At 69.9% G+C, this 20116-nt stretch carries 18 protein-coding genes; 5 read left to right on the forward strand and 13 right to left on the reverse strand.

The annotated features are described in order from the left end of the window. Positions 1–20 precede the first annotated feature (20 nt). The 6 genes from pgl to tkt form a co-directional block, all read right to left on the reverse strand. Positions 21–785 (reverse strand): 6-phosphogluconolactonase, encoded by a 765-nt coding sequence (pgl, locus tag SREC43747_RS0109885; protein WP_029721053.1) that lies wholly within the window; start codon positions 783–785, stop codon positions 21–23. Continuing rightward, entirely contained in the window at positions 782–1741 is a 960-nt protein-coding gene (gene opcA / locus SREC43747_RS0109890; protein WP_029721054.1) for a glucose-6-phosphate dehydrogenase assembly protein OpcA, read from the reverse strand. Before opcA ends, pgl begins: the two co-directional genes overlap by 4 nt. After that, positions 1738–3273, reverse strand: coding sequence for a glucose-6-phosphate dehydrogenase (gene zwf / locus SREC43747_RS0109895; protein ID WP_029721055.1), 1536 nt, complete (start codon positions 3271–3273; stop codon positions 1738–1740). The genes opcA and zwf overlap by 4 nt, the downstream gene beginning before the upstream one ends. Then, positions 3273–4907, reverse strand: coding sequence for a phosphoglucose isomerase-related protein (locus SREC43747_RS0109900; RefSeq protein ID WP_029721056.1), 1635 nt, complete (start codon positions 4905–4907; stop codon positions 3273–3275). The genes zwf and SREC43747_RS0109900 overlap by 1 nt, the downstream gene beginning before the upstream one ends. A 229-nt stretch (positions 4908–5136) precedes the next feature. After that, positions 5137–6246: a transaldolase gene (gene tal, locus SREC43747_RS0109905; protein ID WP_029721057.1), complete on the reverse strand. Its 1110-nt coding sequence runs from the start codon at positions 6244–6246 to the stop codon at positions 5137–5139. Between the two features lie 15 nt (positions 6247–6261). Further along, on the reverse strand, positions 6262–8361 hold the full coding sequence (tkt, locus tag SREC43747_RS0109910; protein WP_201768665.1) for a transketolase: 2100 nt from the start codon (positions 8359–8361) through the stop codon (positions 6262–6264). A gap of 424 nt (positions 8362–8785) precedes the next feature. On the opposite strand from tkt, the gene SREC43747_RS0109915 reads away from it, so the two are divergent. Beyond that, complete coding sequence (locus SREC43747_RS0109915; RefSeq protein ID WP_029721059.1) at positions 8786–9757, forward strand: heme o synthase; 972 nt, start codon at positions 8786–8788, stop codon at positions 9755–9757. Between the two features lie 35 nt (positions 9758–9792). After that, positions 9793–10728, forward strand: a complete 936-nt coding sequence (locus tag SREC43747_RS0109920) for a DUF2157 domain-containing protein (protein WP_029721060.1) — start codon at positions 9793–9795, stop codon at positions 10726–10728. A gap of 40 nt (positions 10729–10768) precedes the next feature. Here the strand turns inward: SREC43747_RS0109920 and SREC43747_RS0109925 are convergent, their stop codons facing one another. Both SREC43747_RS0109925 and SREC43747_RS0109930 read right to left on the reverse strand, forming a co-directional pair. Further along, positions 10769–11932: a glycerol dehydrogenase gene (locus SREC43747_RS0109925; RefSeq protein ID WP_029721061.1), complete on the reverse strand. Its 1164-nt coding sequence runs from the start codon at positions 11930–11932 to the stop codon at positions 10769–10771. 81 nt (positions 11933–12013) lie between these two features. Next, positions 12014–12982, reverse strand: coding sequence for a quinone oxidoreductase family protein (locus tag SREC43747_RS0109930; protein WP_029721062.1), 969 nt, complete (start codon positions 12980–12982; stop codon positions 12014–12016). 144 nt (positions 12983–13126) lie between these two features. Between SREC43747_RS0109930 and SREC43747_RS0109935 the strand changes: the two genes are divergently transcribed. Next, the gene (locus SREC43747_RS0109935; protein WP_029721063.1) at positions 13127–13441 is read left to right on the forward strand and encodes a hypothetical protein; all 315 of its coding nucleotides are present in this window, start codon (positions 13127–13129) and stop codon (positions 13439–13441) included. A gap of 414 nt (positions 13442–13855) precedes the next feature. Then, positions 13856–14350: a GbsR/MarR family transcriptional regulator gene (locus SREC43747_RS0109940; RefSeq protein WP_029721064.1), complete on the forward strand. Its 495-nt coding sequence runs from the start codon at positions 13856–13858 to the stop codon at positions 14348–14350. Positions 14351–14369: 19 nt separating this feature from the next. On the opposite strand, the gene SREC43747_RS0109945 is transcribed toward SREC43747_RS0109940, so the two are convergent. The 5 genes from SREC43747_RS0109945 to mptB all read right to left on the reverse strand — a co-directional run bounded on the left by SREC43747_RS0109945 (position 14370) and on the right by mptB (position 19642). After that, positions 14370–15320 (reverse strand): COX15/CtaA family protein, encoded by a 951-nt coding sequence (locus tag SREC43747_RS0109945; RefSeq protein ID WP_037331705.1) that lies wholly within the window; start codon positions 15318–15320, stop codon positions 14370–14372. 65 nt (positions 15321–15385) lie between these two features. Further along, a complete protein-coding gene (locus SREC43747_RS0109950; RefSeq protein WP_029721066.1) occupies positions 15386–16237 on the reverse strand; it encodes an SCO6745 family protein in 852 nt (283 codons plus the stop codon). Between the two features lie 47 nt (positions 16238–16284). Next, positions 16285–17001, reverse strand: coding sequence for an ABC transporter permease (locus SREC43747_RS0109955; protein WP_081722511.1), 717 nt, complete (start codon positions 16999–17001; stop codon positions 16285–16287). Between the two features lie 92 nt (positions 17002–17093). Beyond that, positions 17094–18029, reverse strand: coding sequence for an ABC transporter ATP-binding protein (locus SREC43747_RS0109960; RefSeq protein ID WP_029721068.1), 936 nt, complete (start codon positions 18027–18029; stop codon positions 17094–17096). 11 nt (positions 18030–18040) lie between these two features. Next, complete coding sequence (gene mptB / locus SREC43747_RS0109965) at positions 18041–19642, reverse strand: polyprenol phosphomannose-dependent alpha 1,6 mannosyltransferase MptB (RefSeq protein WP_236623118.1); 1602 nt, start codon at positions 19640–19642, stop codon at positions 18041–18043. 91 nt (positions 19643–19733) lie between these two features. Between mptB and SREC43747_RS20580 the strand changes: the two genes are divergently transcribed. Further along, positions 19734–20116: helix-turn-helix transcriptional regulator (locus tag SREC43747_RS20580; protein ID WP_152528375.1), on the forward strand; the 383-nt coding region annotated here is incomplete at its 3' end.

Below are 20116 nucleotides of genomic sequence, written 5' to 3' on the forward strand. Positions count from 1 at the left end.
GGTGACGGGCCGGTGTCAGTTCACACGCCGGTGGGCACGGTGGCCGCTGCCGAAGTGTCCAGCAGCCAGAGCGTGCGCTCCCGGCCCCGAGCGCCAGCTGCCGGGATGCTCACCGGATCGGCCCCGCCAAGAGCGGAGGCGACGGCTTCCGCTTTCGCTTTGCCCGAAGTCATCAACCACACTTCGGACGCGGCCTGGATGGCCGGCAGGGTCAACGAGATCCGGGTCGGCGGCGGTTTCGGGCAGTCCCGAACCGGAACCACCATCCGTTCGGTTTCCCGCACGTGGGGGGTGTCCGGGAAGAGCGAGGCCGTGTGCCCTTCCTCGCCGACACCGAGCAGCAGCACGTCGAACCGCGGCACCGGGATCTCGGTCTCCTCGGCGGCAGTCGCCGCCAGCACCTCGGCGTAGTGGGACGCCGCCGCGTCCGGGTCGTCCCCGAACTTGCCGTCCGACGGCGCCATCGCGTGCACCCGGGAGGGATCGACGCCCACGTGGTCGAGCAGGGCCTTGCGGGCCTGCGTCTCGTTGCGCTCCGGATCCCCCTCCGGGAGGAACCGCTCGTCGCCCCAGAAGATCTCGACGTTGGCCCAGTCGACGGCATCGCAAGCCGGGGAGAGGCGCACCTGCTCCAGCACGCTGATGCCGGTGCGACCACCGGTCAGCACGAGCGAAGCCACCCCGTGCTCGGCCTGCACGTCGACCAGCTTCGTGATCAACCGGGCCGCGGTCGCCGCCGCAAGCAGCTCGTCGCTCTCGTGCACGACGACGTTCTGGACCGTCATGACGAAACCGCCTCCGCCTCCTGGTCGTTCTCGGCGGAAACCCGCTCCACTTCGGAGAGTCCGCGCAGCGTGGCCTCGTACACCTCGTCGGAGGACAGGCGCCGCAGCTCCTCGGTCAGGCAGTCGTCGAGCTGGCGGCGCTGCAGCGAGACCCGGCGGTCCGGCTGGCCCGGCTGGGTGAGCCGGCCGCTCTTGCCGTCCGGGCGAACGATCTCGATCGGACCGGACGGTCGCTCCAGCACGGCCGACACGATGCCGGGACCCCGGGGGTGGTCCACCCGGCGGACCGGGACCTTCAGGTACACCGCCAGCCAGGCGGCGAGCAGGTCGGTGGACGGCGAGTCCGCCTCCCCGGTGACCGTGGCGCTGGTGACCGGCTCGTACGGCGGCAGGTCCAGTGCGGAAGCCAGCACCGCCCGCCACGAGGTCAGCCGGGTCCAGGCCAGATCGGTGTCCCCGTCGACGTAGGAGCGGGCCCGCTGCTCGAGTGCGGCGATCGGGTCCTGCTCGGCCGCCGCGTCGGTGATCCGGCGGTGCGCGAGAGCACCGATCGGGTCTTCGACCGGCACCGCCGGGGCGTTCGACGGCCACCACGCCACCACCGGGGCGTCCGGCAGCAGCATCGGCACCACCGAGCTGGCCCCTTCGTCGGCCAGCGGCCCGTACATCCGCAGCACGATGACCTCGGAAGCGCCGGCGTCACCACCGATCCGGATCTGGGCGTCCAGCCGCGGCGCGGCCTCCTTCAAACCGCGGGCCACCACGATGACCCGGCACGGGTGCTCGCGGCTGGCGGCGTTGGCCGCCTGGATCGACTTCTCCACCTCGGAGCCGTCCCCGGTGACGATCACCAAGGTCAGCACCCGGCCAAGGGCAACAGCACCACCAGACTCCCGCAGCTCGACGAGCTTCTTGTTGACCTGTGAAGTCGTGGTGGACGGCAGATCGATGATCACGGTCGCCTCCAGGAGCGTCCGGTACGGGCGAGCATTGCCTCAGCCGACGGTGGACCCCACGAACCGGCCTTGTACGGCTCGGGCTTGCCGTGCGAAGCCCAGTACTCCAGCACCGGGTCCAAGATCTTCCAGGAAAGTTCGACTTCTTCGTTGACCGGGAACAAGGAGGGTTCACCCAGCAGCACGTCCAGGATGAGCCGCTCGTAGGCCTCCGGCGAGGACTCGGTGAACGCGTGCCCGTAGCCGAAGTCCATCGTCACGTCCCGCACCTCCATCGAGGTGCCCGGGACCTTCGCGCCGAACCGCATCGTCACGCCCTCGTCCGGCTGCACCCGGATGACCAGGGCGTTCTGGCCCAGTTCCTCGGTCATGGTGTCGTCGAACGGCAGGTGCGGGGCGCGTTTGAAGATCACGGCGATCTCCGTCACCCGCCGACCTAACCGCTTGCCGGTGCGCAGGTAGAACGGAACACCGGCCCAGCGGCGGGTCTCCACGCCGAGGGTGATCGCCGCGAAGGTCTCCGTGGTGGAGTCCGAAGCGAAACCGCCCTCCTCGTGCAGCCCGGGGACCAGGTTCCCGCCCTGCCAGCCACCGACGTACTGGCCGCGCGCGGTGGTCTTGTCGAACGGCCCCACCGGCTTGGTGGCCGACAGCACCTTGATCTTCTCGGCCCGCAGGTCCTGAGGGGAGAAGGAGACGGGCTCCTCCATCGCCGTCAGCGCCAGCAGCTGCAGCAGGTGGTTCTGGATCACGTCCCGAGCCGCGCCGATCCCGTCGTAGTAACCGGCGCGCCCGCCGAGCCCGATGTCCTCGGCCATGGTGATCTGGACGTGGTCCACGTAGTTGGCGTTCCAGATCGGCTCGAACAGCTGGTTGGCGAACCGCAGCGCCAAGATGTTCTGCACCGTCTCCTTGCCGAGGTAGTGGTCGATGCGGAACACCGACTCCTCGGGGAAGACGTTGTTGACGATGCGGTTGAGCTCCTTGGCGCTTTCGAGGTCGTGCCCGAACGGCTTCTCCACCACGACCCGCCGCCAGCTGCCGTTGGGCTGGTCGGTGAGCCCGGAGCGGGCCAGCTGCTTGAGCACGGTTTCGAACGCCGACGGCGGAACCGACAGGTAGAACGCGTGGTTGCCGCCGGTGCCGCGCTCGGCGTCGAGCTGCTTGACCGTCTCGGCCAGCCGGTCGAAGGCGTCGTCGTCGTCGAACGAGCCGGACACGAAGCGGAATCCCTCGGCCAGCCGATCCCACACCGACTGCTTGAACGGGGTGCGGGCGTTCTCCTTGACCGCCTCGTAGACGACCTGGCCGAAGTCCTGGTCCTCCCAGTCCCGGCGGGCGAACCCGGTCAGGGAGAACCCCGGCGGCAGCAGCCCCCGGTTGGCCAGGTCGTAGATCGCGGGCATCAGCTTCTTGCGGGACAGGTCGCCGGTGACCCCGAAGATCGTCAAACTGCAGGGACCGGCGATCCGCGGCAGCCGCTTGTCCAGCGGATCCCGCAGCGGGTTCTTCCACTGCTCAGCTGGCGATATCACGCTTCCCCCTTCAGCGAGCGCAGGCTCTGCACCGCCTTGACCAGCTCGACCAGTCCTGCACTGCGGTCCGTCAGGTGCAGTCGCAGCACCGGCCGGTGCCGGTTGCTCAGCACCTGACCGTCACCGAGGGCCTGGGCGCGCTGCAGGCCGCCCAGGGTGTAGGGGCGGTCCGGAACCTCCAGGTCCTGCTCGGGTTCACCGGTGATCTGCAGGAAGATGCCGTTCTGGTGGCCGCCCTTGTGGTACTGGCCGGTGGAGTGCAGGAAACGCGGTCCCCAGCCGAACGTGGTCTGCAGACCGGTGCGCCGGGCCAACTCCGAGCGGAGCAGCGCGGCCGAGGCGTCCTCCAGCCGGTCCAGGTAGGCGTGGATGGCCAGGTAGCCCTTCTCCGGCGCGGTGGCCAGGAAGGCCCGCAGCGCGTCCGAGACGGTGGCCACCCCGGCGCTGAGCCAATTCCCCGAGGCGTGGACCTCGATGGGGCCGTCCACCAGGACCGGGGTCAACGGGGGACCGCCAGCGGGGCTGTCCAGCAGGGACCGGGCGGCTTGCTTGGCAGCCTCCACGTCGGGCTGGTCGAACGGGTTGATGCCGATCAGTCGACCGGCCACCGCGGTGGCGAACTCCCACAGCAGGAACAGGCCTCCCAGCGGGCCCGCGGTGCTCAGCTGGGCAGCGCTGTGCGCCGGCCCCACCGCCACGGTGGTGGCGTCGTCCCCGGCATCGGCGAACCCCGGCGCGTCCGGGTTCTCCACGACCACCGGCAGCAGGCCGGTGCCCTCCTTGCCGGTGGATTCGGCGATGAGCTGCTCCACCCAGTCGCCGAAGCCGTGGATGCCGGAACCGGTGTCGGCGAAGACGACCTTCTCCGCGCCCTTGTCGTGCGCGGCGGCCAGTGCGGCAGCCAACTGCAGTCCCGGGTTGTCGGGCTCGTCGACGCGGAGCTTCTCGAACACCGCTGCGGCGTCGTCGAGCAGCGTGGCGATGTCGGCCCCGGCCAACCCGGCCGGAACCAGGCCGAACGCGGACAGCGCCGAGTAGCGGCCACCGACGTTGGGGTCTGCGGTGAAGACCTTGCGGTACCCGGCTTCGCGAGCGGTGGTCTCCAGCGGAGAACCCGGATCGGTGACCACGATGATGCGGGTCACAGGATCGATTCCGTTAGCGGAAAAAGCCCGCTCGAACACCCGGCGGTGGCTGTCGGTCTCGACGGTGGTGCCGGACTTGGAAGAGACGATCAGCACGGTGCGGGACAGATCGCCGCTCAGCGCGTCGGCCACCTGCCCGGGATCAGTGGTGTCCAGCACGATCAGCGGCACCCCGGCGGTAGCGGTGATCACTTCCGGGGCGAGCGACGAACCGCCCATGCCTGCCAGCACGATCCGGTCCAGGCCTTCCGACTGCAGGTCGGCGCGCAGGGCTTCGATCTCCGCCACCAGGGGGCGGGAAGTCTCGTGCAGTGCGGTCCAGGCCAACCGGATGGCGGCTTCCTGCTCCGCGGCCGGCCCCCACAGCGTGGGGTCCTGGGCGGCGAGCTTGCCGGCAACCTGATCTGCGGTCAACCGTTCGACGAGGGGACGTGCTTCCCCTGCCAGGGATTGGTCGGAGATGTCGACGGAAGTTTCGGCTGCCATCTAATTCCTTCAACGCTCGATCGTGTTACGAGCTCACCCTCGAATGCGGACCGGATTCCGCCGACCACGCTCGAGAATGACCTCACCAATACATTGGTGTTCGCGACCACAGTGTCGCTCATACGGGCCGGTGCGCCAGTCGCGCACCGGCCCGCGTGGAAGTGCGAAAGCGTCCCGCCCAGCGGGGCATGACCAAGCGGATGCGGCCGGTGCCGCATCCGCGCAGCCGTTACTTCTTGGCCTCCTCCAGCTGCTGCTGGACGGTGTCAAGCAGCTCCTGCCAGGACTTCTCGAACTTCTCGACACCTTCGCGCTCCAGCACCGCGAAGACGTCGTCGACGTCGATGCCGGCCTTGCTCAGGTCGTCGAACACCTGCTGGGCCTGCGCAGCGGTGCCGCTCACCGTGTCCCCGCGGACGTTCGCGTGGTCGGCGACCGCCTGCAGCGTGGCCTCCGGCATGGTGTTCACCGTGTTCGGCGCCACCAGCTCGTCCACGTAGCGGGTGTCCGAGTAGGCCGGGTCCTTCACACCGGTGGAAGCCCACAGCGGCCGCTGCGGGTTGGCGCCGGCGGCCTCCAGCGCCTTCCAGCGGTCGGAGGAGAAGACCTCCTGGTAAGCGGCGTAGGCCAGGCGGGCGTTGGCGATCGCGGCCTTGCCGCGCAGCTGCTCACCGCCCTCGACCTTCTCCAGCCGCTTGTCGATCTCGGTGTCCACCCGGGAGACGAAGAACGAGGCCACCGAGAAGATCTCGCTGAGGTCCTTGCCGTTCTCCTTCGCCCGCTCCAGGCCGGTGAGGAAGGCGTCCATGACCTCGCGGTAGCGCTCCACCGAGAAGATGAGCGTGACGTTGACGCTGACACCTTCGGCCAGGGCGCGGGTGATGGCCGGCAGGCCCTCGACGGTGGCGGGGATCTTGACCATCAGGTTGGGCCGGTCCACCGTCTTCCACAGGTCCAGCGCCTCGGCCACGGTGCCCTCGGTGTCATGGGCCAGCCGCGGGTCGACCTCCAGCGAAACCCGCCCGTCGACCTTGCCGGTGGACTCGTAGACGTTGCGGAAGACGTCCGCGGCGTCGCGCACGTCGCTGGTGATCAGCTCGCGCACCGCCTCGTCGACGCTGGCGCCGCGAGCGGCCAGCTCCCGCACCTTGTCGTTGTAGTCGGCGGCGTTGGACAGGGCCTTGGCGAAGATCGTCGGGTTGCTGGTGACGCCGACGACAGCCTGCTTCTCGATCAACTCGGCGAGGTTACCGGAGTTGATCCGGCCGCGGGACAGGTCGTCCAGCCAGATCGACACCCCGGCTTCGCTGAGCGCGGTGAGGTTCGGATTGGTCGTCACGGATAGTTCCTCCACTCACGCGTTGGTGCGTGCGTTGTTCAGGCTGCGCCGGGCTGCCTCAACCACGGCCTCCGCGGTGAAGCCGTACTCCCGGAACAGGGTCTTGTAGTCGGCCGAAGCGCCGAAGTGGTCGATGGACACGATCTCGCCGGCGTCCTTGACGAAGCGGTACCACGGCTGCGCGCAGCCCGCCTCGACCGAGACGCGGGCGCGGACCGACTCCGGCAGCACCTTCTCCCGGTAGTCCGCGTCCTGCGCGTCGAACCACTCCACGCAGGGCATCGAGACCACACGGGTTGCAACGCCCTCGGCCTCCAGAATCTTCCGGGCCTCCACCGCGAGCTGGACCTCGGAACCGGTGGCGATGAGGATCACCTCCGGCTTGCCGTTGCCGGCCTCGGCCAGCACGTAGCCGCCCTTGGCCACGCCCTCGGCGTCCACGCCTTCCAGGGTGGGCACGCCCTGCCGGGTCAGGGCGAGTCCGGCCGGACCGCTGGTGTCCTCCAGGATCGCCTTCCAGGCCGCAGCGGTCTCGTTGGCGTCGGCCGGGCGCACCAGGGAGAAGCCCGGGATGGCCCGCAGCGAGGCCAGGTGCTCGATGGGCTGGTGGGTCGGGCCGTCCTCGCCCAAACCGATCGAGTCGTGCGTCCACACGTAGATGACCGGCGTCTTCATCAGCGCGGACAGCCGGACCGCCGGCCGCATGTAGTCGCTGAACACCAGGAACGTGCCGCCGTACGGCCGGGTTCCACCGTGCAGCGCGATGCCGTTGAGGATGGCGCCCATCGCGTGCTCGCGGATGCCGAAGTGCAGGTTCCGCCCGTACGGGTGCGCCTTCCAGGCGTCCGTGGCGATCGACTCGGGGCCGAACGAGTCAGCGCCCTTGATCGGGGTGTTGTTGCTCTCGGCCAGGTCAGCGGAACCGCCCCACAGCTCGGGCAGCACGTCGGCCAGCGCGTTGATCACCTCACCGGAGGCCTTGCGGGTGGCCAGGGACGTGCCGTCCTGCTCCCAGCTCGGCAGCTTCTCGGCCCAGCCGGCGGGCAGCTCGCGCTTGCTCAGCCGGTCCAGCAGGGCCTTGCGCTCCGGGTTGGCAGCGGCCCACGCGTCGAACTTCTGCTGCCACTCGGCCCGGGTGGCCTTGGCCCGCTCGGCGACCTTGCGGGCGTGCGCCAGCACCTCGTCGTCCACCTGGAACGACTGCTCCGGGTCGAAGCCCAGGGCCTTCTTGATCCCGGCGACCTCGTCGGCGCCCAGCGCGGCACCGTGCGCCTTGCCGGTGTTCATCTTGGTGGGCGCCGGGTAGCCGATGACCGTGCGCAGCACGATCAGGCTGGGGCGGTCGGTCTCGGCCTTGGCGGCCTCGATGGCGGCCAGCAGGTCCTTGACGTTCTCCCCACCGTCGACGGTGACGACGTGCCAGCCGTAGGCCTCGTACCGCTTGGCGGTGTCCTCGGTCAGGGCGATCCGGGTGTTGTCCTCGATGGAGATCTCGTTGGCGTCGTAGATCACCGTGAGGTTGCCCAGCTGCTGGGTCCCGGCCAGCGAGGACGCCTCGGAGGTGACGCCTTCCTCGATGTCGCCGTCGGAGGCGATCACGTAGATGTGGTGGTCGAACGGGCTCTCCCCGGCCGGGGTGTCCGGGTCGAACAGACCGCGCTCCCGCCGAGCGGCCATCGCCATGCCGACCGCGGTGGCCAGGCCCTGGCCCAGCGGACCGGTGGTGGTCTCCACCCCGGCGGTGTGGCCGTACTCGGGGTGGCCCGGCGTCTTCGAGCCCCACTTGCGCAGCGCCTTCAGGTCGTCCAGCTCCAGTCCGTAACCGGACAGGAACAGCTGGATGTACAGGGTGAGGCTCGAGTGACCGGCCGACAGCACGAAGCGGTCCCGGCCGATCCACTCCGGGTCGCTCGGGTCGTGCCGCATGACGCGCTGGAACAGCGCGTAGGCAGCCGGGGCCAAGCTCATCGCGGTCCCCGGGTGACCGCTGCCGCAGTGCTCCACCGCGTCGGCGGCCAGCACCCGCGCGGTGTCCACAGCACGCTGGTCCAGCTCGGTCCAGTCTTCCGGGAGTTGTTTGGTGGTCAAGCGGGCAAGATCGTCAGTGACGGACACGGACGCAGCTCCAGTTTCCCTCGATGCGGAGAATGCGGCCACTTGACCGATTCAACCGCTGTTATCCCTCGTCCGACGGCAGCCTAATAGGCGTGGTCGGACATCCTTTCCACCCGTCTGATTTGCTGATCCCGCAGCTGCAGTGCGGGCCGGAACATCGCCCGGCTGCATCTGAGGCACGCGTTCGAGGTGCCGGCTGCGGCCGCTGGATACGGGAGGGGACTCCCGCGACCAGCTGCAGCGCAGGGCGAACACACCCCTCGAAGGGGGTCACTTCCAGGGTACCTGGCGGCCGTCGCCAGCTGCGGTCTTTCCATTGAGGGCGGACCCGCCAGCCGGCGTTTTGAGTAGCACACCTACTATTCAGTATTTGACCCCGAGTGACCAAGTACTCCTGCCCGGCCCACCGGGCGGCTCGGCTGACATGACCAAGGAGATCCATGCCGTCGGTGAGCGCAGCGTCGTGACCACCGTCGACGCACCCCAGACGCGGCATGCTCGGCGTCCCGCCGAGCTGCTGAAAGCCTATATCGGCCTGATGAAGCTGCGGGTCATCGAACTGCTGTTGGTGACCACGATCCCGGCCATGATCTTGGCCGAGGGCGGCATTCCGTCCCCGTGGCTGGTGATCGCCACCCTGCTCGGTGGCACGATGGCAGCCGGTAGTGCGAACGCGCTCAACTGCGTGGTCGACGCCGACATCGACAAGGTGATGCAGCGCACCAGGGCTCGTCCGCTGGTGCGGCACACCGTGTCCGATCGGCACGCGCTGGTCTTCGGGATCGTGCTCGGGCTGGCCTCCGTGGGGTTCCTGTGGGCCACCGCGAACCTGCTCGCGGGGCTGCTCGCGCTCGCGACGATCCTGTTCTACGTCTTCGTCTACTCGCTGTGGTTGAAGCGCCGCACCGCGCAGAACATCGTCTGGGGCGGGGCCGCCGGGTGCATGCCCCCGGTGATCGGCTGGGCAGCCGTCACCGGCGAGGTCTCCTGGCAAGCGCTGGTGATGTTCGGCATCGTGTTCTTCTGGACACCGCCGCACACCTGGACGCTGGCCGTCAAGTACAAGGACGACTACGCCCGGGCCGGGGTGCCGATGCTGCCGGTGGTGGCCGGGCCGGTGCAGGTCACCCGGCAGGTGCTGATCTACACCTGGCTGACGGTGTTGACGACGCTGCTGCTGATCCCCGCGGCGGGTTGGCTCTACGCGCTGTCGGCGGTGGTCAGCGGAGCGTGGTTCTTGTACCTGACGCACCGGCTGCACACCATGACCAAGCGCGGGGAGAAGACCAAGCCGATCCAACTGTTCCACCTGTCGAACACCTACCTGATGTTCGTCTTCGTCGGGCTGGCCGTGGACGCGGCCCTCGGGCTGCCGGTCATCGGCTGGCTGTGGTGAGCCGACGGGGTTGATCCCCCGGTAGCCTCGCCGCCATGAAGCTCACCGAGCAGCAGCGCGCCGCGTTGCAGGAACTGGTCGGCCGGGGAGTGCTGGGGCAGGACCAGGCCGACGCGGTGCGCGCCGCGTTGGACAGCGGTCCGACGCGGTCTCGTCGCGGTGTGCTCTGGGAGGTCCTCGGGTACCTGGGCGGGGTGCTCGTGCTCAGCGGTGCACTGCTGCTGGCCGGGCAGACCTGGGCGGAGCTGCCGGAACCCGCTCGGGTGTTGATCCTCACCGCGGTCGCGGTGCTGCCGGCCGGAGTCGGGGTGTTCATCGCGGGTGGCCCCGGCAGGGTGCGCAGTTCGCGCGGTCATCGGGCGCGCGTCATCACCGTGCTGTTCGCGTTGACCGCGGTGGCCGGCGCCGCGGCGGTCGGCACTGCGGTTCCCGAGCCGGTCGGGGAGTGGCCCTGGGCGGTCACCGGCCTGGTGCTCGCTGTGGTCGGTTACTTGGCGTTGCCCGCCGCGTTCACCGCCTTCGCTTCGTGCGCGTTCACCGCGGCGCTGGTGCTGGCCGCGGCCTCGGACTGCTTCTCCTGGTCGGTTCCGGTGACGACGGGGCTCCTGCTGGGCGCCGGGCTGCTGTGGACCGTGCTCGTCTTGACCGGGGTGGTCGCCCAGCGGACCGCGTTGGCGTGCGGGTTGGCCATCGCCCTCACCGGCGCCCAGTGGCCGGCGTCCGAGAGCTGGCCGTGGGCCTACGGCAGCACGTTCGTGCTGGCCTTGCTGCTGTTGGCGGCGTTCTTGCGCTCGCGGGACCCGGTGCTGCTGGCAGCGGGGGTGATCGGTGTTGTGATCGCGGTCCCGGAAGCGGTGTGGGACTGGACGGGCGGTGCGCTCAGCGCGCCGCTGATCGTGCTGCTCGCCGGCGTGGTGCTGCTGGTCGCCGGCGGGGTCGGGCTGGGCTGGCGGAGGCGCACCGCGCGGTGAGCTTCCGGGGTGGTCTGCTGCGGCCCAGCCCGTTGGGTCGTCAGTGCCCGGTGGAGCCCGGTGCTGCTGGGGCGGGCAGCCCCGCTCGCTCGCGGAACCCGACCGCGTACCGGTCGGCTGCTCGCAGCGCGTCGATCACATCGGCAGCGCTCACCTCGAACGGCAGGTTGTGGATCGTTTCCTCCGGTGCGGTGGCCGTCTCCGCCACGTGGCGGAGCGCTTCGCCGTCCGCATCGCCGAGCCCGACCTCGGTGAGCGTGGTGGGCAGCCCGATCCTGGTGGAGAAGTCGATGAAGCTGTCGATCTCCGCGGTCGGTCGCCCCTCCAGGACCAGCTGGGTCAGCGTGCCCAGGTTCACCTTCTCCCCGTGCATCACCGCGTGCGTTTGCGGTAGCGCGGTGAGGCCGTTGTGGATCGCGTGCGCCGCGGCCAGACCGCCGGATTCGAAACCCAGGCCGGACAGCAGGGTGTTGGCTTCGGTGATCTTCTCCAGCGCGGGGGTCACCAGGTGGTGGCGGGCGGCGTCGCAGGCCTGCACCCCGTACTCCCACAGCGTGTCCCAGCACAGCTTGGCCAGGGCGACGGCGGCGAGCGGGGCCTTCCCGCCGGCCATCGTGGTGGCCCCGGACTGCTGGCAGGCGCGCGCTTCCACCCACGTGGCCAGGGCGTCACCGATGCCGGACTGCAGGAAGCGGGCGGGGGCGTTGGCCACCAGCTGGGTGTCGACGATCACCAGGTCCGGGTTGTGGGGGAAGAACCGGTACTCCTCGAACGCGCCGTCCTCGGTGTAGACCACGGCCAGGGCGCTGGTGGGGGCGTCGGTGGAGGCCACCGTGGGCGCGGAGACCCATTTGGTGCCGGCCTGGTGGCCAGCGGCCTTCGCGGTGTCGATCGCGGTTCCTCCGCCGAGGCCGACGATCGCGTCCACTTCCGCTCGTCGCGCGACTTCGGCGACCCGGTCGATCTCCGCTGCGGTGCAGCTCCCGCGGAACTCCTCGAAGTGCAGGCCGACGCCCGCCTTCTCCAGCGAAGCGCGGATGGTCTTCTCGGCGATCCCCCAGACGACCTGGTCGGAGATCAACAGCACTTTTTCGGCCAAAGTGGACAGACGGGTGCCGAGGTCGGCGAGCACGCCGGCTCCTTGGACGTACGCGGCCGGGCTGATCAGGGCGACGGTGTGCCGGGCTTGCTGCTCGTTGTCCATGCCCCAGTGGATTCCCGGTGCGGGAAGCCGGGCAAACCCCGACAGCGCGCCGGGGCGCTGTCGGGGCGGGTTTCCGCGGTTTCAGGGGATCAGCAGGAGTTTGCCCGTGGTGCGGCGGTTTTCCAGGTCTTCGTGCGCTTGTTTGGCGTCTTGCAGGGAATAGGTGCCCCCGATCCGGACGGTCAGGGTGCCGTTGCGGATCCACTCGAAGACCTCGCCGGCGCGCCATTCCAGTTCTTCCCGGGTGAGGATGTGGTGCGCGAGGCTGGGGCGGGTGAGGAACACCGATCCGGCCGAGTTGAGCCGCTGGGGGTCCACCGGTGGCACCGGGCCGCTGGCCGCGCCGAACAGCACCAGGGTGCCCCGGGGGCGCAGGCTGGCCAGGCTGGCGTCGAAGGTGCTCTTGCCGACCCCGTCGTAGACCACGTCGACCCCGCGGCCGTCGGTGAGGTCGCGGACCTCCTTGGCGACGTCGGCTTCGGTGTAGCGGATGATCTCGTCGGCACCGGCTTCCCGGGCCAGCCGTTCTTTGTCCGGAGTGGACACGGTGCCGATCACGTTGCCGCCGCGGTGCTTGATGAGCTGGGTCAGCAGCAGGCCCATTCCGCCGGCCGCGGCGTGCACCAGCGCGGTGTCCGCCGTCTTCACCGGGAAGGTGGAGGTGACCAGGAAGTGCGCTGTCATGCCCTGCAGCAGTGCGGCCGCCGCGGTGCGCTCGTCCACGCCGTCCGGTATCCGGACGGCCTTGTCCGCCGGCACCACCGCGCGCTCGGCGTAGCTTCCCGGGGTCATCGCCCAAGCCACCCGGTCGCCCGGGGAGAACTCCGTGACCTCGCTGCCGACTTCGACGACGGTCCCGGCTCCTTCGGAGCCCGGGGTGAAGGGCAGTGGGAGCTGGTAGACGCCGCTGCGGTGGTAGGTGTCGATGAAGTTCACCCCGCTCGCGGCCACGTCCACCAGCAGTTCCCGGGGCTGGGGCGCGGGGGGCTCCGTCTCGGTGTACTCCAGTACTTCCGGTCCACCGGTGGCCTGCACCCGGATTGCGCGCATCCTGTCTCCTCCGCCTGGTGTCGCTGCTTTTGACCGCGTGTTGGTCACGCCGTTGATTTCCTACGCTACGGCAGGCGATCGAGCAGAAGTGGTGTGCACTACGGGATGGTCCGCCACGGAGTGGAGTTGTCTATGATTCCCGTCATGGCCGAGAAGGACACCGAAAGGGCTGCCAAGCCCTCTCCGAAAGCGATCGCGGCTGCCAAGACGTTCGTTCGCGAGCACGGCGGCTCAGCGCGAGCTGTAGTGGAAAACCTTGGCCAGGCGGGGGCGCGGGTCGTCCTGATCGGCGAGGACGGCGGCATGGGTGACGTCATGGTTCCCGATGTGGCCGCCGGCGAGGCGCTGGTCGAAGCTGTCGAGGACCTGACGGCCAGCGAATGGGACGCGGACACCGCCGCCGCGCTCAAGATCGGCGCCGAGCACCGGCGGCGCATGGCGGGGCCGCGCGCTCGCTGAATCCGCTTCCGTCCTCCGCCGGTGCGGGGACGGGTGCCGGCGGGTGGGTTCCGCCCGCGGTGCGCCTGTCCGCTGTCATCGGCGGTGTCGTCTTCCGGAGGCCTGCAGGTACCCCGGTCCCGGGGTGTTGATCCGCCATCCGTACTTGTGGTGCCAGCGGACGCGGCGGCCGAGTTTGACGCTCCAGCTGAACCCGCGCCTGCCCAGGTGCAGGCGCAGGGGTCCCAGTCGGAACGTTTTCCGCAGGTGAAACCGCACTGTGGACTCCAAAGATCGCTAGCTGGCGGTCGAGCGCTCCGCTTCACACTGTGCCAGTCGACGGCGAGCTGCGCCGGGGCTCGACGGCCCCGGGTTGGCACGCGCTTCACCTTGGTTTATCTTTTCAGCACTGATTGAACCTATGGGGGAGGTGTGGTGGCCGACTACCTGCAGCGCACCGATCGACCGGCCCTGGCCGACTGGATAGAGCGGATGGCGGCTCACTTCGAAGCCACCGAGGGAATGCCCTTGATCGCCGGTCGCATCCTGGCGTTCCTGCTGGTGTGCGATCCGCCGGAGCGCACCGCTGCGGAGTTGTCCCACGCGCTCAACGCCAGCACCGGTTCGGTCAGCACCAACGTGCGGCTGCTGATGCGGCTGGGCCTGATCTCGAAGACGACCCGGCAGGGCAGGGAAGCGGCGCTGTACCGGATCGAGGAGGACAGCTGGCCCGATTTCGTGCGGCAGCGCATGCAGCGGTTCACCGAGCTGGAAGAGCTGACCGCCCTCGGCCTGCGTATGTTCAGCGGCCAAGGGGAACGGGCCCGGCGACTGCGCTCGGTCAACGAGTTCTACCGGTGGCTGTCCGGGGAAATGCCCGAGCTCTGGCGCCGGTGGGAGCGCGAAGGCAAGCCGCGGCTGCGGTTCTGACCGCCACCGCGGCGCGCGCTCAGCTCGCGGCCGGCTCCGCCTGCTTCTGCTGCGGCAGCGGGCCGCGGTAGCGGGACTCGCACCACAGCCACGAGGTCGCCACCACCACGAGCATGGCGCCGAGCACGTGCGCCACCACGAGCGGCTCGGGAACGCCGAGGGCGTACTGGGTGTAGCCGATCGCCCCCTGCAGCAGCACCACCGCGCACGCCGCGCTGTAGGCCTTCAGCAGTGCTTTGGTCGGTCGTGCGCTGCGCAGCCACACCCCGAACACGGCCAGCAGCAGCACGTAGGCCATCGTCGACATGCTGTGCACCCGGGCGATGGTTTCCACCGGCACGTCCAGCCGTGGCGTTGCAGCGTCCCCGGCGTGCGGACCGGCGGCGGTGACCAGGGTTCCGGCGAACAGCATCACGAAGGTGACCGCGCTCAGCGCCACCAGCAGCCGCTGCATGGTCCTGGTGATCACCAGCATCGGTTTGTCGTCGCCCTCGCTGGCCGTCTTGACCAGGATCGCCGCCAGCCACACCAGCACCGCCGACGCCAGGAAGTGCAGGGAGACGCTCCACCACTGCAGGTCCACGAGCACCGTGATGCCGCCGATGATCGCCTGCGCCACCACGCCCAGCGGCATGACCAGGGCCAGCCGGACCAGTCGCGGACGGCGCGGCCGGGAGCGCCAGGCGGCCAGGAAGCAGGCGATCGCCGCGATGCCGACGACGAAGGTCAGCAGCCGGTTGCCGAACTCGATGGCCTGGTGCAGCGGGGCGATCTCCGCGTGGGAAACCGGGACCATGCTGCCCGGGAAGCACTGGGGCCAGGTGGGGCAGCCCAGACCGGATCCGGTGACTCGCACGATCGTTCCGGTCACCGAGATCAGCACCTGGGTCACCAGCACTGCCAGGGCCAGTGCCCGCACCATGCGCGGAGAAGGACGGGATAAACGCGCTTTCAAAGACGCCGCAGCCACGCCTCGATGGTAAGCCGCGCCGACTTCCCTCCTCCGCCGGGCTGGCGACCGGCCCCGGCGGGAGCTCAGTCGCGGCCGAACAGCTCTCGAGGTGCCGCCCCGGCCTTGGCCAGAGCGCGGCTCAGCTGGCGCCCGCTGGTCAGCAGCTGTTCGGTGGCCGACTCGCCGAGCGCCGTCCACGGGGGCATGGACATGGCGTCGGTGTCGGTCTCGACCTCCTCCCGCAGGCGGGTGCCCGCGTCGGTGATCACCCCGTCTTCGTCCACCAGGCCCCGGTCCCGCAGCTGCTGCTCGGCTGCCGCCCACTGCTCGTCGGACCACTCGCGCAACTTCTTGGCCACCGACGGCTTGAAGCCCTCGCCGCTGGCGCTGTGCAGCACCAGTGCCTGCAGTCCGCTCAACCCGGCTCGCTGCAGCGCGGCGATGTGCGCGTCACCGCGGAACTCCCGCAGCAGCGTCGCCGCGTGCCACAGCTTCAGGTGGGGTTCCTGCGGCCAGGGCAGGTCGGCGTGGGCGGCGAACAGCGGTTTTCCTTCGGGGGTGCAGGCCAGGGCGGCTTCCTGCGCCAGCTGCGCGGTTCGGCCGACCAGCTCGGACTCCAGCACTTCCGCGCCGAGGTAGCGGTGCAGGGCCGCGTCGGCCGCTTCGAACCGGGCGGTCAGCACGTCCTGCGGAGCGGCGATCTCCCACGCCCGCGGAATCGATTTGGCCACGGACGCCGGGTTGAAGTTGTAGAAGGTCGCGGCGACCACTCCCGGCCCCACCGGCCCCATGGCGGCTGCCCGGCCGGCGTAGTAGGACATTCGCCCGGGTTCCAGCCCGAGGGCGGTGAAGTTCTTCTCCGCCTCGGGCGCGAAGTAGATCATCGAGTGGATCAGTTCGAGGGATTTCTTGGCCTGGCGGGCGATCTTCGTCATGCGGGTCACCCTAGCTCCGGGCAGGGCGCTGTGACCACTGCGACGGATCAGGTCAGTCGGGTCGTGCGCACGGCGATCGCGCTGGTCACCACACCCCAGGCCAGCAGAACCAGGACCGACTGCAAACCGGGTGCCGAGCCGTGCGCCAGCGCGGCCTCCAAGGCGCTGGCCAGCGCGCCGGAGGGCAGGAAGTCGGCGATCTGCGCCAATGGGCCGGGGAGGTCGTCGCTCGGCAGGGCGAGGCCACCGGCGAGCAGCAGGACGAACCAGATCGCGTTGGCCAGCGCCAGCACGACTTCCGCCTTGAGCGCTCCGCCGACCAGGACTCCGGCCGCGCCGAAGGCGAACGTGCCCAGCACCAGCAGCGGCACGGCCAGCAGCAGCCCGACCGGAGTGGTGGACCAGCCCAGCAGCAGCCCGGCCACGCACAGCACCACCACCTGCAGCGCGATGACCGCCAGGGTGGCGGTGATCCGGCCGCCGATCAGCGTCCAGCGGGGCAGGGCGGTGGCGGCCAACCGCTTGAGCACGCCGTAGCGGCGGTCGAAGCCCAGGGCGATGGCTTGGCCGGTGAAGGCGGTGGACATCACCGCCAGTGCCAGGATGCGCGGCACCACCCAGTTCACCCGGGGCTCCGGCAGGCTGCCGATGTCGAGCGCGCTCAGCCCGAACAGCAGGGCCAGCGGGATGATCAGCGTCAGCAGCACCTGCTCTCCGTTGCGGAGGGTGAGCAGCGCTTCCGTCTTGGTCTGGGCCGCCAACATCCGCAGCGGTCGGCCTCGCCCGGGGGCGGGGGTGAACGTGCCGGCCGGGAATCGCGCGCCCGTACCAGCGGTGTGCAGGTCGGTTTCCCGGCTCACGATCGCAGCTCCCGTCCGGTCAGTTCCAGGAACACGTCTTCCAGGCTGCGCTTGGTCACCCGCAGCTCCTCGGCGAGCACGCCGTGCTGGGCGCACCAGGCGGTGACGGTGGAGATGACCTGCGGAGTGACGTTGCCGCGCACCTGGTAGTCACCCGGGCGCAGCTCGACGGCCTTGCAGTCCTCGGGCAGCGCGCTGAGCAGCTGCTCGAGGTTCAGGCTCGGCTGGGACTTGAACCGCAGCTCCTGCTCCTCGTCCTGGCTGGCGGTCAGCTCGGCCGCGGTGCCGCTGGCCACCGCCCGGCCCTGGTCGACGATGACGATCTTGTCGGCGAGGGTCTCGGCCTCGTCCATCAGGTGCGTCGTCAGCAGAACGCTGACCCCGTCGCGGCGCAGCGCGCCGATCAGTTCCCACACCAGTCGCCGCGCTTGCGGGTCCATGCCGGCGGTGGGCTCGTCCAGGAACACCAGCTCCGGTCGGTTCACCAGGGCGCAGGCCAAGGAGAGCCGCTGCTGCTGACCGCCGGAGAGCCGCTTGTAGGGGGTGCGCCGGGCGGAGTCGAGTCCGAGGACCTCCAGCAGCCACGCCGGGTCCAGCGGATCGGCCGCGCAGGAGGCGACCAGCTCGAGCATCTCGTCGGCGCGCACGCCGGGGTAGGCACCGCCGCCCTGCGGCATCACGCCGATTCGCGGGCGCAGTTGTTCGGCTTGGGTGATCGGGTCGAGCCCGAGCACCCGGACTTCGCCGCTGTCGGGGCGCTGGAAGCCTTCGCAGATCTCCACGGTGGTGGTCTTGCCCGCCCCGTTGGGACCGAGCAGGGCCAGCACGCTGCCGCGTTCCATCACCAGGTCGAGACCGGCCACGGCGGCTGTGCTGCCGAAGTGCTTCTGCAGGCCGCGAACCTGGACAGCGGGGCCGTCGGCGTTCTTCACGACTTCTAAGCCTATGACGCACCGCCGCGTGCTCGGCCCCGGGTGGGGCCAGGCCACGGAACCTTGCCCCGCAGCAGCCAGAGCAGCAGCAGGAACGCCACCAGCGCGGCCGAGACCGCCAGCGGGATCTGGTAGGCCCGCAGCGGGTAGCCGGCTCCGGTGGGCGGCACCAGCAGGGACACCGACGCGCAGATCACCGTCGCGGTGATCCGGAACCGGTTGTCGTTGGTGGAGATGGCCAGGGTGGTGACCGGCCAGAGCAGGTACCACGGCCACAGCACGGGCACCGCCAGGGCCAGCACCAGCAGGGTGATGCCCAAGCCGGTCAGCGGGTTGATCCGGCCGCGGAACGACAACCACAGCAGGCGCAGGCAGACCACGGCGGTGATCGCGTAGCCGAGCAGCTTGGTGATCACCAGCATCGCGTCGGTGTGGTTGCCCAGCCCCAGGACCATGGTGATGCCGCCACCGGTCATGCCGAACGCGGTCAGCGGCGCCATGAACGTCTTGACCCGGTTGGGCACGTCGAACGTTTCGATCCAGCCCAGGCCCCAGCCGCTGGCCAGGGTGATCACGGTCATGGTGGCCAGGAAGGTGGCGGTGAGCACCGCCGCGGTGCGCAGCAGGTCGCCCCACCTGCTGCCGCGGCGCACCACGAGGTAGATGCCGAAGAAGCCGAGGGCGATGAAGGCGGGTGGTTTGATCGCTCCGGCGATGGTCAGCAGCACACCGGCGACGATCGTTCCGGCCCAGTTCTGCCAGCGGAGCCCGAGCTCGATGGCCGCCAGCATGATGCCGACCATGATCGCTTCGTTGTGCATGCCGCTGACCACGTGGAACAGCGCGACCGGGTTGGCGGCCGACAGCCACAGGGCGGCCACCGGTTGCACGCCGCAGCGGCGGGCCAGGCGCGGGATCGCCCAGATGGCCATGGCGAAGCCGCAGAGCATCACCACGCGCCACAGCAGCACGCCGAAGACCACGTTGTCGCCGATGACGCGGGACAGCGTCTGGCCGATCATCAGGAACAGCGGCCCGTACGGCGAGGGGGTGTCGCGCCAGATGTTCGGCACGTTGCTGGTGAACGGGTGCTCGACCCCCAGCGCGTTGACCGGGCCCAGTTCGTAGGGGTTGTAGCCGCGGGCGGCGACTTCGCTCTGCGCCAGGTAGCTGTAGACGTCGGTGCTGAACAGGGGTGGTGCCAGGGCCAGCGGCAGCGCCCACATCACCACGGTGCGGGCGAGCTGGGTGACCGAGACCATCCGCTCCTTGCCCGGCCACGACAGCTTCCCCAGCCACAGCCAGGAGATGACCAGCATCATCATGCCCAGCCAGGCGCAGGCCATGGCGACGGTGGGGATGCGGACCGGGAGGCCCAGCAGCCGCACCCCGGAGAGCGGGTTGTCCACGGGGGCGGCGCCGGCGCCGATCGCGCCGAAGGCGAGGACCAGCGACCCCGTGGTGCCGAACCGCCGCACCACGTCGAGCTGCTGGCGCTCGGTCCGGTTCAGCGGCGCCGGAGTGCCGAGCTCAGCGGTGCCCTGAGCAGTTGCCTGCTGTGCCGGGTGCGGCCGGTTCGCCCTGGCCCCACCGGTTGTTTCGCTTGCCGCCACGATGACGAAGCGTATCCGGGTGGGTGGGTTCACCAATTCCCCCTCACCCCTGGCGCTGGCGACCGAAGCTGAATTAGGTAACATTCGTGTTGTGAAAAACGCCGGATCGCCCCCACCTGCTGCGGCTGCCAAGCCAGGCGCCGCAGGGCACGGCGCGGCCGTCCACGGGGACGGGCGCACCCGGCACGCGGTCGCGCGGTTGTTGTTGGAACGCGGGCCGATAACCGCTGCTGCGGTGGCGGAAGAACTGGGAGTCAGCCCGACCGCGGTCCGCCGGCACTTGGATGCGCTGGTGGCCGAGGGGGAGGCCTACACCAGGGAATCGTCACGGCGGGGTCGACGCGGTCGAGGCCGGCCGGCGAAGCTCTTCCTGCTCACCGAAGTCGGCCGGGCACGTTTTGGACATGCCTACGACGACCTGGCGGTGGCCGCACTGCGCTGCGGGATCAGCAAATCAGACGGGTGGAAAGGATG

Origin of the sequence: Saccharopolyspora rectivirgula DSM 43747, from assembly GCF_000497205.1 — a bacterium.
In the GTDB taxonomy this organism is placed as follows: domain Bacteria; phylum Actinomycetota; class Actinomycetes; order Mycobacteriales; family Pseudonocardiaceae; genus Saccharopolyspora; species Saccharopolyspora rectivirgula.